Annotated in this window: 9 protein-coding genes; 7 read left to right on the top strand and 2 right to left on the bottom strand. The window is 57.2% G+C overall.

What is annotated here, in order from left to right:
* Positions 1–50: 50 nt before the first annotated feature.
* Entirely contained in the window at positions 51–716 is a 666-nt protein-coding gene (locus NUH19_RS07530; RefSeq protein ID WP_262315943.1) for an SGNH/GDSL hydrolase family protein, read from the bottom strand.
* 15 nt (positions 717–731) lie between these two features.
* On the bottom strand, positions 732–1,844 hold the full coding sequence (locus NUH19_RS07525) for a GntR family transcriptional regulator (protein ID WP_262315942.1): 1,113 nt from the start codon (positions 1,842–1,844) through the stop codon (positions 732–734).
* Between the two features lie 267 nt (positions 1,845–2,111).
* Here NUH19_RS07525 and NUH19_RS07520 point away from each other — a divergent pair, with 267 nt between their 5' ends.
* From NUH19_RS07520 to NUH19_RS07490, 7 genes are all read left to right on the top strand, one after another.
* Positions 2,112–3,008: a carbohydrate ABC transporter permease gene (locus NUH19_RS07520; RefSeq protein WP_262315941.1), complete on the top strand. Its 897-nt coding sequence runs from the start codon at positions 2,112–2,114 to the stop codon at positions 3,006–3,008.
* A gap of 10 nt (positions 3,009–3,018) precedes the next feature.
* Positions 3,019–3,894: a carbohydrate ABC transporter permease gene (locus NUH19_RS07515; protein ID WP_262315940.1), complete on the top strand. Its 876-nt coding sequence runs from the start codon at positions 3,019–3,021 to the stop codon at positions 3,892–3,894.
* An 18-nt stretch (positions 3,895–3,912) separates the two neighbouring features.
* Positions 3,913–5,160, top strand: a complete 1,248-nt coding sequence (locus NUH19_RS07510; RefSeq protein WP_262315939.1) for an ABC transporter substrate-binding protein — start codon at positions 3,913–3,915, stop codon at positions 5,158–5,160.
* Between the two features lie 19 nt (positions 5,161–5,179).
* The gene (locus tag NUH19_RS07505; RefSeq protein ID WP_262315938.1) at positions 5,180–6,211 is read left to right on the top strand and encodes a glycoside hydrolase family 76 protein; all 1,032 of its coding nucleotides are present in this window, start codon (positions 5,180–5,182) and stop codon (positions 6,209–6,211) included.
* A gap of 24 nt (positions 6,212–6,235) precedes the next feature.
* A complete protein-coding gene (locus NUH19_RS07500) occupies positions 6,236–7,273 on the top strand; it encodes a glycoside hydrolase family 76 protein (protein ID WP_262315937.1) in 1,038 nt (345 codons plus the stop codon).
* A gap of 145 nt (positions 7,274–7,418) precedes the next feature.
* A complete protein-coding gene (locus NUH19_RS07495; RefSeq protein WP_262315936.1) occupies positions 7,419–10,550 on the top strand; it encodes an alpha-mannosidase in 3,132 nt (1,043 codons plus the stop codon).
* A 10-nt stretch (positions 10,551–10,560) separates the two neighbouring features.
* Complete coding sequence (locus tag NUH19_RS07490) at positions 10,561–13,179, top strand: glycoside hydrolase family 78 protein (RefSeq protein WP_262315935.1); 2,619 nt, start codon at positions 10,561–10,563, stop codon at positions 13,177–13,179.
* Positions 13,180–13,198: the final 19 nt, after the last annotated feature.

Below are 13,198 nucleotides of genomic sequence, written 5' to 3'. Positions count from 1 at the left end.
GGTCTGTATCGAGATTTGCGCGAAGCAAACCTCGGTATGGACCGTTTTTTCTAGGCCTGAGCGTGAGTCCAGTCGAAGTCGATTGCATTCAGCCATTGAGTGGTGATCAGCATATGCCCCTTGATGTTGGGATGAACGCGATCCGCACTCAGAATATAACTCGAGTTGTGCTGTAAATACGCATCGATGGCGGCCTGAATATCAAGATAACGGCAATGATTCTTGACTGCCAGAGCCTCGGCGACTTGACGATATTGATCGACCATCTGGCGCATCGGCTCACTGCCCTGGGGGATGAACATGAAGGGACTCATTATGGTTAAAGCCTTGACGTGAGGTTGTGTGACATCGATCATCCAAGAGAGGTTCTTCATGTACAGCTCGCTTGAGACAAGATCAGTGGGGTGGTAGAACGTTGAATCAAAGTGACGCCAGACGTCGTTGATGCCTATCAGGATCGTCACGTAATCGGGTTTGCGGTCGAGGACATCGGTTTGCCAACGGTCGACAAGCGAAGCTGTCGTATTGCCGTTGACGCCTTGGTTTTCCACCATAATTCGGCGTTCCGGATAAATGGCCGTCAGTGCAGCGCTGATGAGGTTAGGATAACCGTCGCCTAGCGACTCGGCTGTTCCCGGAAGCGCCTGATAGTCGCGACCTGCATCTGTGACGGAGTCGCCGACGAAGAGCACTTTGCTGTTGGTTTCTAAAATCATTTCAGTTCTCCTTAGCTAAGAATGATTGGATAGATCACGGACCGAGTTTCCTTTGATGAGATGATAGGGCAGTGTCACTTTCTTGATGGTGTCTGGCGCTGCGAGCTTCATCATCATTAGTGCCATCGCGGCCTGGCCGATTTCGAACTGGGCCTGTTGAATGTGGGTGATGACGAAGGCGTTCTCGTCGTAAACGTTGACTTCGGGACCGTCGAAGCAGACAAGCGAGTAATCTTCCGGTATGCGCTTGCCCATTCGTGCGATGGCACTTGAGACCAGCGAGGCGATGTTATACTCCGTTGCAATGACGGCCGTAATGCGAGGGTTTCGTTCCAGGTACTTCACGATGTTCTCAATGTCTGCCTCGATTGGCGTCTTGGAATCGGGAATGACGGATTCGACGGTCGATAGAATCTGCTCCTGGCTGACGGCCATGTTTTCGTCAATGTGGGCGGAGAGAAAACCATTAACTCGCTTGTCAATCGTGGTCACAGGCGAATCCGAAGTGACGATGCCAATGTGACGGTGCCCCTTCGTCAGCAGAAATTTCGTTAAGTCACTGGCGGCGGTGGTGTTGTCGGTGGTGACGCTGCAGATTGGCAGGTCGGACATCATGCGATCGAGGACGACGATGGGAAAGTTTTTAGAAATCAGCTTGAGAATCAGCGGGGAGGTGTACTCGGAGGAAGATGGCAGGATGATCAGCCCATCGACGCCCATTTCGAGCAATTCTCGAATCTGCTTATCCTCTTGCGTGGGTTCCCCGTAGCTGATTTTGGTCACAACGTTGACGGGATGATCATCGTAGGAAATTAGGCTGCGCAGGATATCGGTTCCGAAGACATCGGTGAAGTTTGTGACGACTAGACCAATTGTCACGTTTTTCGTGTCGGAGCTCGCACTGATAACAGCAGCCTGACTGGTTACAACGGTTCCTCGCCGCGGCTTTCGAACAACGAAACCCTGATCCCTGAGCATGTCCAGGGCCTTTTTAATTGTGATCGTGCTGACGTCAAATTGTTCGGCTAGTTCCTTTTCGCTTGGCAACTTTTCGTGAAGCTTGTATTGATTGCCCGTAATCGAGAGCTTGAGTCGTTCGTACACCGTTAAGTATAGTGGCTTTGCCAAGTTGTCACCTCCTGCTATTCCATATTAAATATAATATATATCCGAACCATCGAATTGGCAACGAAATCTTTGAGATAATTGCGACGCCTTGCCCTGCCTGCTTTCACGAGCTTAACAAAGCGCTAATTTAAACATCCCCAAACAAAATGGCAAAGAAAGCGTTGACATTAGGCCGTGGCCAAAATATAATGCACTTGTGATATGTGGTCTTGCTAATTAGCATAATCAATATATCAGAAGTACATATAAGCTGAAGGGGGTGGAAAAATGGAACTGACAAAGCGTCGGCCGCGTCGGCATCACTCGCAAAACGAGCAGCAAAACATCGCGTATCTGTTCATTCTCTTGCCAGTCGTCTTGCTCTTGCTTTTCGCTGCGATTCCGATCGTCATGGCTCTTTTTTACAGCTTCACGGACTACAACGTGGTGGAGAAGCCCAACTGGGTTGGCTTTTCCAACTTTGCCAAAATTTTTAAGGATGAGTACTTCTTCATCGCGTTGAAGAACACTGCAATTTATACAGTTCTATACGTACCACTTGGGTTGGTCACGTCGCTAGGGGCGGCGATGATCCTCAACGCGCATCATAAGGGGACCGGGATTTTCCGGACACTGTTTTACCTGCCGGTGCTGGCATCAAGCGTTGCGAACGCGACGATTTGGTACTGGCTGCTGAACCCGCAGTACGGTTTGTTCAACAAAATCCTTGGATTCTTCGGCGTCAACGGACCGGCATGGCTGTACAGCTCCAAGTGGGCGATGACCGCGATTGTCATCATGAGTGTTTGGATGAGTTTTGGCGGTAACATGATCATCTTCCTTGCGGGACTGCAAGGCATTGGCCCTGATTTGTACGAGGCGGCAGAGTTGGATGGCGCAACAGCCTGGGAGAAGTTCCTGCACGTGACTTGGCCGCAGCTGTCCAAGACGACGTTCCTGGTCACAACACAGCTTCTGATTGGGGCGTTCCAGGTGTTTGATCAGGCCTACATGCTGACGAAGGGTGGACCCGGGAATTCAACGATCACGCTGGTCTACTACATCTACAACAAAGGGTTTGGCGGGCTCAACATGGGCTACGCCTCGGCGCTTTCGTTTGTTCTGTTCATGATCATCTTCGTCTTTTCTGCCATTAACATGAAACTCAACCGCGAGGGCGAATAGGGGGCGCGTGATGAAAAGCTTGAAAAAGAAAAAGATGGTCAACCGCATTCTCTGGTACGTCGCGGTTACACTCATCAGTCTCACCACGGTTTTGCCGTTCGTTTGGACGATTTCGACCTCGCTGAAGAGCGGGGGCGAAATCCTTGGCGGCAGTATGAACATTATTCCTAAGCACTTTACCTTGGAAAACTACAAGGAAGTGTTCGCAACGATGCCGTTCCTCAACTACTTGAAGAACTCCCTGATTTTAGCGGTCGGCGGCGTTTTAACGAACCTGTTCTTCGGTGGCCTGGCCGGTTATGCGTACGGTCAGTTGCACTTTCGTGGTCGTAAGGCCAGCTTCATGATTTTCCTCGGATCGATGATGATTCCAGGGATTGTTACGATGATTCCGACGTTCATGGTTTTGCGCAGCTTCCCACTGATGGGTGGGAACAACATCCTTGGTCAAGGTGGCCTGGGGTTGATCAACTCCTACTGGGCAATTCTGTTGCCAGGGGCCGCCGGGGCGTTCGCCATCTTCTTTATGAAGCAGTTCTTTGAGGCACTGCCAAGAGAGCTTGGCGAGAGTGCGCGAATGGACGGCGCCGGTGAATTCAAGATCTTCTGGCGTGTCTACTTGCCGCTTGCAAAGCCGGCTTTGACAACGCTCGGTATTTTGACCTTCCAATCCGGCTGGAATTCCTTCATGTGGCCGATGATTGTCCTGAATGCGGACAGCATGAAGACGGTTCAGGTTGGGTTGGCGGCGTTCCAGTATAACCACAGCACGAACTATGGCCCATTGATGGCCGGCACCATCTTAGCAACATTACCGATTTTGATTCTTTTCATTTTTGCTCAACGTAATTATGTTCAAGGCATGGCTGAGTCTGGGATTAAATAGGAATGGAGACTGAATAAGATGAAAAAATTACTTACGGCATTGGCAACGGTCGCCGCGGTCGGAACGCTGGCGGCGTGTGGGAGCTCCACGAGCAAGGACTCCTCTGGCAAGAAAGAGCGCCAGACCATCACGATGTGGGGGGCCTGGAGCGGCAAGCAGATCAAGCAACTGAACGAGTTAATTGGCCAGTACAACAAGAGTCAGGACAAGTACACGGTTAAATACAAGGTTCAGGATCAGGTCGAACAGAAACTGCTGACCGGGATTGCCGGCGGTGAAGTGCCTGATGTTATTCTCTGGGATCGGTTCCAGACCAGTGTTTACGCCAAGAAGGGTGCCTTGATGGACCTGTCTGATCTGATTAAAAAAGACAAGGTCAACATGAAGGACTTCTATCCTGAAACCGTTAAGGAAATGAACTATGAAGACAAGCAGTACGGTATCCCGCTGCTTGTCGATAACCGTTCGCTGTTCTACAACAAGAAGCTTCTTAAAGAGGCCGGCGTAGAGCCGCCAACAACTTGGGCCGAACTTGAGAACGTTGCGAAGAAGACAACGAAGTGGGAGAACGGCAAGCTTGTCCAGGCCGGCTTCTCTTTGAACGACGTTGGCCTGTTCAGCCAGTGGATCAGCGCCGCCGGTGGTTCTGTCCTCAACAAGAGCCAGACGAAGACGGCCTTCAACTCCGAACAGGGGAAGACGGTTCTGAAGTTCTGGAACAAGCTGCTGAATGTCGACAAGGTTTACCAGCAAGGCTTTAACGATGGGACGGATCAGTTCGCCGCCGGCAAGGTAGCGATGGTTTACAACGGCCCATGGGCGTTGGCAGATTACGACAAAGTAGACGGTCTTGACTACGGGATTGTTCAGCCGGTGGCCGGCCCTAACGGCGACCACGGCGCCGGTACCGGTGGTTTTGGGCTCGTCATTCCTAAGACGGCTAAGTACAAGGATGGCGCTTGGGACTTCATCAAGTGGTGGACAACCAAGCCGGAAAACGGTGTTGAGTTTGCGAAGATCTCGGATTGGCTGCCGGCGAACATGGCGGCTGCCAAGGATGACTACTTCAAGAGCCCTAAGTACAAGGCCTTCATTCAGGCGATGAACTACGCCAAGATTCGTCCAAACGTGATGGGTTACGCCGATGTTGAAACGCTCGCACTGATTCCACAACTGCAGAACTTTGTTGCGGGTAAGACGAGTGCGGACAAGGCACTGGCCAACGCGCAAAAGCAAGGCGACAAGATTCTGAAGGAAGCTAAGTAGTTCCGGACGGAGGAGAGACATGACATATTCGCACTACGCAGACATTGGCCAGCAGAGCCTCGACGACTTTTACCTGTCGAAGGACCCGATTCAGCGGTACAACAATGCGTATCCAATCACGGATCTGCATCAAAACGACACGTTCAACTACTGGTGGATTGCCCACCTTGTGGATGTTCGCCTGGATGCTTATCTGCGAACTAAAGATGCTAAGTATCTGGAGCTTGCGGAGCAGACCTACGACTACAACAAGACCCGCAATCACGGCACGTTGCTGCATGTCTACTACGATGACATGCTGTGGAACGCCCTGGCGGCGCTGCGCCTATTTCAGATTACTGGTAAGGCGGGTTACCTCGATGACGCCAAAATGGTGTGTGACGACATTTTCCGCACGGCTTGGAACGACAACATGGGCGGCGGCTTTGCCTGGACGCGCATGCAACTCGATTACAAGAACACCCCTGCGAACGCGCCTGTCATGATTTTGGCGCTGCGCCTGTACCAAATCGAGCCGGACCCGAAGTATCTCGAGATGAGCAAGCGTGATCTTGAGTGGATGCGGCGCGTCCTGGTCAACCCCGATACCCTGTTCGTTGAAGATGGGATTAATCGAAACAAGGATGGGCAAATTGACACGCAATGGCAGTTCACCTACAACCAAGGCGTTTATATTGGTGCCTTGCTCGAATTCTACCACGTGACGGGCGAACAGACTTACCTGGATCAAGCGACTAAGTGTGCCCATACGTCACTGGACGTTCTTGTTAAGAACGGTGTCTTCGCCGATGCTGGGGACGGTGGCGATATCGGCCTGTTCAAGGGCATCCTGTATCGTTACATGACGCTTCTGATCAAAGAGACCGATGATGAAACCTTGACGGCGTTCACCCGCTCCAGCTGTGACATTCTCATTGCTCACGGGATGACGGCCGACGGTAAGCTGCTGCCACCGCGTGACTGGAACGACGCTGAGCCGACGTTACCGCTTGATTTATCGGATGAAATCGGGGCCGTGATGTCGCTTGAGGCCGCCGCGGCGCTTGAATAATCTATAGAGAACAGTGGTGGTGACATGAAATTCGTCGATTACGCCGATCGTGGTCAGACCAGTCTGGATACCCTTTTCCACTCGGATGACCCGCGGCAGTTCATGAACAATATTTACCCGTTGGAATCGGAGGAGCAAAACCGCGTCTTCAACTATTGGTGGATTGCGCATCTCGTGGACACCAGAGTCGACGGTTACCTTCGCACCCAGAGCCACGCCTACCGCGACGGTGCGGTTGCGGCCTATCACTACAACAAGAAGCGCAACTACAACAGTTTGATTCACGAGTACTACGATGACATGCTGTGGAATGCGCTGGCCGGGCTGCGGCTGTACGAGGTGACCGGGTTGACGGCGTGCTTGGACGACGCGAAAGCCGTCTGTGCCGACCTGTTCGACACCGCGTTCAACCTGACGGCCGGCGGTGGCTACGCGTGGAAACGCTCGCAGATCAATTACAAGAACACACCGGTCAACGGACCGCTGATGATTCTGGCGCTGCGCCTCTATCAGCTGGACCCCAAGCCGGAGTACCTGAAGAACAGCCTCGACATCCTTCACTGGCTGTACTTCACGCTGGTTGATCCCGAGACGGAATTCGTCAATGACGGGATTAACAGCCGCAACACGATGGCCGTGGATCCTTGGGCGTTCACCTACAACCAGGGCACGTACATCGGCGCGTTGGTCGAGTTTTACAATGTCACCAAGGATCAGCGCTACCTGGATCACGCGCTGAAGTGTGCCCACACGGCGATTGACCGGCTGGGGGCCACCGGGATCCTGCTGGACGACGGTGACGGCGGAGACATCGGGCTTTTCAAGGGCATTTTGTACCGCTACCTCGTCTTGTTGTACAAGGCGACCCACGAGACCTTTATCTCTGACTTCATCACGAAGGCGGTCAAGGTCTTGGTCGAAAATGACTTTGAGGGCGAGACGCTGATGGCGGATCGCAACTGGCAGCCGTACCAACCTGGCAAGGCCATTCCGTTGTCTGATGAAATTGGCGCTGTGATGTCGCTGGAAGCGGCGACGGCGCTGGAACGATATAACCAGTAAACATCCGAAGCATTAGGATCCGTAACTGGGTTCCCCGGCGGGTACGCCGGAGGGGGTGTGCCGTAACGGGCGTTGCGGCACACCCCTTTTGTATGCGCGGCTTGGCCGCGGGATGCATTGCAAGATGGAAGAGAAGGTGCAGGACATGTTGAATGAAAAAAAGCTCGCGCAGCAGATCGGACTGATTCGGGATTATTGGGCCAACCAGTACAAGGATCGCTTTGCGGTGACCATCGTGGCCGATGAGCGGCCAACCCACACGGCGATGCCGGCGGCGACCGACTGGCGACCTTTCAAGCAAGGCGCGACGTTTGCCGGTCGGGATGCCTACTACTGGGTTCGCTTCGAGGTGCCGGTGCCGGCACTGCAGGTCGACGAGCAGTACCGGATCGATGTGCAGATGCTGCGCAATAACGACAACGGCCGTTCCGCGGCGGAAGGGTTGGTTTTTGCCGACGCCGCGCCGATTCAGGCGGTTGACTCGAACCACCGCGACATCATGCTGGATCACGAGTACGGCGGCCGCACGGTGTCGATGGCCATTTGTTTTTGGACCGGGCTGGACGGCAGCGAGCTGTATCCGGAGCCGACCTTCACCTACGTGGCGCTGGCCGGGGGCCGGTTCGACAAGCAGGGTTACCAATGCTTCCGCTACCTGGACGTGATGCTGCAGTGCGTTCAAGAGCTCGATGACGACGAGCCGCTGAAGTATGCCTACCTGAAGGCGCTGGAGCAGAGCGTCGCGCAATTCGACTGGGCCCAGATGTCCCCCGCGGCGTTCAATGCGGCGGTGGCCTCGGTCAACGATTTGATCCACCAGTTCCTGCAGGCGCATGCCGGCGAGAAGAAGCAGTTCAGCATCGCCGCCATCGGGCACACGCACATCGATGTCGCCTGGCTGTGGCGGCTGAAGCACACACGTGAGAAAACGGCGCGGTCCTTTGCGACCGAGCTCAGCCTGATGAAACACGACCCGGATTACGTGTTCATGCACAGCACCCCGCAGGTTTACGCTTACATCAAGCGGGATTACCCGGCCCTTTACGAGCAGATCAAGGCGCGGGTGGCCGAGGGCCGCTGGGAGGCCGATGGCGCCACGTGGCTTGAGCCGGACATGAACATTCCGTCCGGCGAGGCGCTGACGCGACAGTTCCTCTACGGCAAGGCGTTTTTCGGTGAGCAGTTCGGCGCCGAACAAAGTGTGCTGTGGCTGCCGGATGTTTTCGGCTACTCCGCGGCGCTGCCGCAGATCATGCTGGGGTTTGGCGTGAAGAACTTCATGACGACCAAAATCAGCTGGAACGACACGAACCGGATGCCGCACGACACCTTCAACTGGCGGGGCATCGACGGCAGCGAAGTGCTGACCTACTTCATCACAACCGTTGATCAGGACTGGGACTACCACGATACGTCGCGTTTTTCGGCCACGTACAACGGCCAACTGACGCCCCACACCGTGATGGGCAGCTACCACATGTACCGGGACAAGGCGCTGAACGACAACCTGCTGCTGGCGTTCGGCTACGGCGACGGTGGCGGCGGCGCGACGCCCGAGATGGTGGAAAACGAGACGATCATCAATCAGATGCCCGGCCTGCCGACGGTGAAGCCGACGCGCGTCGATGACTTTTTCAAGCAGCTGCACCAGACCATCGCGGCCAGCACGCAGCCGGTGCCGGCCTGGGCTGGGGAGCTGTACCTGGAGTACCACCGCGGCACCTACACCTCGCAGGCGCGGGTCAAGCGGGAGAATCGGGCACTCGAATACGCGATGCGAGCCCTTGAACTGCGCTACACGACGGCGCATGTGACGCGTCAGGTGCCGTACCCGACGACCGAGCTGCAGGATTTGTGGCACCTGATCTTGCGCAACCAATTCCACGACATTCTGCCGGGTTCGGCGATTCACGAGGTGTACGAGGACAACGCGGCCGAGTACCAGCGGGCATTCGCCCAGATCAAGACGCTGAACGACCGGCTGACCGCAAGCCTGAGCGAGCCGGCGCCGGCGGCCGCCGTGGTGACGAACGTCAACGCGTGGCCGTTGGCGGGGCAGGTGACGCTGGCCCAGTCGCAGGCGGGTCACTACGAAACGGCCGCCGGAACGCCGCTGCCGTCGGTTCGCGAGGGGGCAGCGCTGGTGGTGGCTGTGCCGCCGGTGCCGGCGCTGGGTCAACTCGCGCTTCGCTTCGTGCCATCGGCCGCGGTTGCTGCGGCGCCGCTGGCCACGGTGGGTGACAACCAGATCGAAACGCCCGATTACGTCATCGCCTGGGCGGCTTCCGGACAGCTGACGCGCGTTTACGACAAGGTCAATGGCCGGGAGGTGCTCAACGCAGGCGGCGGTAACGTCTTGACCGCCTACGAGGACCGGCCGGTTGACTGGGATAACTGGAACATCGATGGGGATTACCCGGCCAAGGCGACCGTGCTGGCCGCCAGCAGCGTTGCGGTGACCACCAACGATGCGGCCAAGGTGGTGGTTACGTTCAAGTACACCTACCATAACTCCACCATGACGCAGAACATGACGCTGCAGGCTGGCTCGCGGCGCATCGATTTTGACACCCACGCGGATTGGCACGACAACCACGTGCTGCTGCGAACCGCCTTCAACGTCACCGTTGCCGCCGATCAGGCGACCTTCGACATCCAGTACGGCAACGTGAAGCGGCCGACGCATCACAACACCTCTTGGGACGAGGCGCGGTTCGAGACGGTCGGGCACAAGTGGGGCGATCTCTCCCAGCCGGATTACGGCGTCGCGCTGTTGAACGATTCCAAGTACGGCTACCAGATCACCCGCTCGACGCTGTCGCTGTCGTTGATCAAGTGCGGGACCAGCCCGGACCCGACGGCGGATCAGGGGGCGCATCAGTTCACGTACAGCCTGCTGCCGCACCAAGGCGACTTCGTGCAAGGCGAGGTGGAGGCAACCGCGATGGCGCTGAACGTGCCACTGACGGCTCAGGCGCAAATTGACGGGGTTCAGGCACCGCTCTTTGAGTTCGCCGATGCCGCGCATCCGGTCGCCGTCGATGCCGTGAAGCTGAGCGAGGATCAGCAGGCCGTGGTGCTGCGGCTCCACGATTACACCGGCGCGGCGCAGACGCTGCGGGTGCGGGCTAACTTCGCCGCGGCATCTGTGGCCCAAGTGAGCCTGGCCGAGCAGTTCGAACGCGACCTGGCGACTGATGCGGCCGGTTGGGTGACGCTGACGGTCGCGCCGTACCAGATCATCACGTTGGCCTATGCCCTGAACGGCAGTCATTGAGGAGGAAACCATGCGTTACAAAACAAATCTCAACCTCTTGGTCAACTACCAGGCGCAGCCGGTGCTGACAAGCCTGCAGCGCGTCAGCTGGCAAACCGATCAGCTGGGCGCCAACCTGGACGTGGCGAGCGGCACCCTGACGATCCAACAAGAAGACGGCCGGCAGCTTTTGAGCGTGGCCGTCCCACCAACGACCAATGTGTGGCGGGACTTTGACGGCGTCCAACTGGTGCCGGAACACCGGCTGCTGGCCACGGTCACGCTGACGACGACTACCGGGGATCAGTACGAGGACACGGCGACGTTCTTCACCGGGACCGACTTCGGCCAGGCCGCCTGGCTGACCAGTCCAGTGGACACGGCGGCCGGCGAAGGGGAGTTCCTGTTCAGCAAGGCGCTGACCCTGACGGCCGCACCGGTTGCGGTCACCATGTATGCCAGCGCCCGTGGGCTGTACGAGTTGTACGTCGGCGAGCAAAAGGTTAGCGCGGATCTGCTGACGCCGGGCTGGACCAGCTACGATCACACGATTCAGTACCAGGCCTATGACCTCACCCCGTTTTTCGCGCAGGCGACCACGCAGCAGCTGAATGTGCGGCTCGGCAACGGCTGGTACTTGGGTATGTTGACCTGGGATCGCGTCAAGAACATGTTCGGCGATCAAAAGGCGTTCATCGGGTACTGTGTCGCGCGGTTCGCGGATGGCCACACCGAGGTCTGCGCAACGGATAGCACTTGGCAAAGCACGGAGGGACCGATTCGCCTCAATGAAATCTACGACGGCGAGACGATTGACTTCGCCCACGCCCAGGCGGCCTTTCTTGAGGTCACCGATCGCAGCACCTGGCCGCAGGCGCAGGTGCTGGACTTGGCGAAGCGGGTCCTGACGCCGCAGCAGGACCAGGCCTGCCGCGTGACCCAGGTTGTGGCACCGATGGCGATGTACCAGACGCCCAACGGTGACGTGACCATCGATTTTGGCCAGAACCTCGTCGGACGCGTGCGGGTGGATCTCGCGGCGCTTTTGGGTGACGCGCCCACCACGCTGACGCTGCGGCATTCGGAGGTGATCGATGCGCAGGGTAACCCTTACTTTGGCAACCTGCGGGAGGCCAAGGAGACGGTGACGCTGCAAAACGCAACCGCGAAGGTCGGCAGCTACGCGGAGCACTTCTCCTTTCAGGGCTTCCGTTACCTGATTGTCACCGCCAGCCGGCCGCTGCGGGTCGTCAAGACGGCCTTTCAAGCGGAGGTGATTCACACCCCGATGCCGCGAACCGGCGCCTTTGCGTCCGATGATGCGCTGCTGAACCGCCTGTACGAGAACATCGTCTGGGGGCAGCGCGGGAACTTCGTGGATGTGCCGACGGACTGCCCACAGCGCGATGAGCGGCTGGGCTGGACCGGCGACACGCAGGTTTTCATCAGCACCGGCCTGTACAACTTTGACGGTTACGCGTTTTACGCCAAGTGGCTGCGTGACCTCGCGTCCGATCAGCTGCCCCACGGCGGGGTGCCGGCGGTGATTCCGGATGTGGTCACCCGGCTGCAGCCGCAGACCCATTCGTCGGCGGCCTGGGGGGATGCCGCGGTCATCTGCCCTTGGACGCTCTACAAGTTTTACGGCGATGAGACGATTTTGGCCCGGCAGTACGACAGCATGAAGCGCTGGATCGAATTCAACAGCAACGCCGGCCCCACGCCTTACGCCGGCAATCCGGGCTTCCATTACGGCGACTGGCTCGCCCTGGACATCGAAGGCAGCAGCGAAGGCGCCACGCCGCACCCGTACCTGGCCTGCTGCTTCCACCGCTACACGGCCGCTTTGATGCAGCGCATCGCGACGATTCTGGGTCACGCCGACGATGCCGCCAGTTACCAGGCGCTGGTCGCCGGGATTGACGATTACTTCAATCAGACCTACATCAAGGACGGGGAGCTGACCATTGCGACGCAGACCGCGCAGGTGCTCGCGCTGAAAATGATCGGGCTGACCGCAACGCAGCGCCAGGCGATTGCCGCGCGGCTGAACAGCATGGTGATCAACAACAACACACACCTGAACACCGGGTTCGTCGGCACCCCGTATTTGCTGGAAATGCTGACGCAACACGGCTATGCCAAGACTGCGGTGGCGCTTTTGAACCAAAAGTCGTTCCCGTCTTGGCTGTACTCGGTCACCAAGGGCGCGACCACCATCTGGGAACACTGGGACGGCATCAAGCTGGATGGCACCTTCTGGTACGATGCGATGAACTCCTTCAACCACTACGCCTTTGGTGCGGTGGGCAATTGGATGTACCGGTACCTGATTGGCATCGACCAGACCGAAGCAAGCGCCGGTTTCTCGAATCTCGTCATCGCGCCGCTGGTCAGGGATTCGAAGCGGCGGTACGTGAGCGGCAATTACCAGTCGGTGCGGGGCAACATCGCCTGTGCGTGGTCCAACAACGACGGCCAGGTAGCGATGCGCGTCCAGGTGCCGGCCAACACGACGGGGCAGTTGATCCTGCGCGATGCGCGGTTTGGCTCGTGCAGCCTTGAGGGAACCTACGACGCCGCCCAGGCGACCTACACGATTCCCCTGAGCGGCGGCCAGGCGCTGCAGCTGACGTACCAGGTTTTGTAAGCAGACTTAACGATAAACA

This window comes from Lacticaseibacillus parakribbianus, assembly GCF_025490915.1.
GTDB lineage: Bacteria > Bacillota > Bacilli > Lactobacillales > Lactobacillaceae > Lacticaseibacillus > Lacticaseibacillus parakribbianus.
The sequence above is the reverse complement of the archived record's forward strand: the minus strand, read 5'-3'. Positions and strand labels throughout refer to the sequence as shown.

Bases quoted from the DNA above. Each gene is read 5' to 3' on its own strand.
- NUH19_RS07530 (WP_262315943.1), bottom strand. From the start codon at position 716: ATGATTTTAGAAACCAACAGCAAAGTGCTCTTCGTCGGCGACTCCGTC.
- NUH19_RS07520 (WP_262315941.1), top strand. From the start codon at position 2,112: ATGGAACTGACAAAGCGTCGGCCGCGTCGGCATCACTCGCAAAACGAG.
- NUH19_RS07515 (WP_262315940.1), top strand. From the start codon at position 3,019: ATGAAAAGCTTGAAAAAGAAAAAGATGGTCAACCGCATTCTCTGGTAC.
- NUH19_RS07510 (WP_262315939.1), top strand. From the start codon at position 3,913: ATGAAAAAATTACTTACGGCATTGGCAACGGTCGCCGCGGTCGGAACG.
- NUH19_RS07505 (WP_262315938.1), top strand. From the start codon at position 5,180: ATGACATATTCGCACTACGCAGACATTGGCCAGCAGAGCCTCGACGAC.
- NUH19_RS07500 (WP_262315937.1), top strand. From the start codon at position 6,236: ATGAAATTCGTCGATTACGCCGATCGTGGTCAGACCAGTCTGGATACC.
- NUH19_RS07495 (WP_262315936.1), top strand. From the start codon at position 7,419: ATGTTGAATGAAAAAAAGCTCGCGCAGCAGATCGGACTGATTCGGGAT.
- NUH19_RS07490 (WP_262315935.1), top strand. From the start codon at position 10,561: ATGCGTTACAAAACAAATCTCAACCTCTTGGTCAACTACCAGGCGCAG.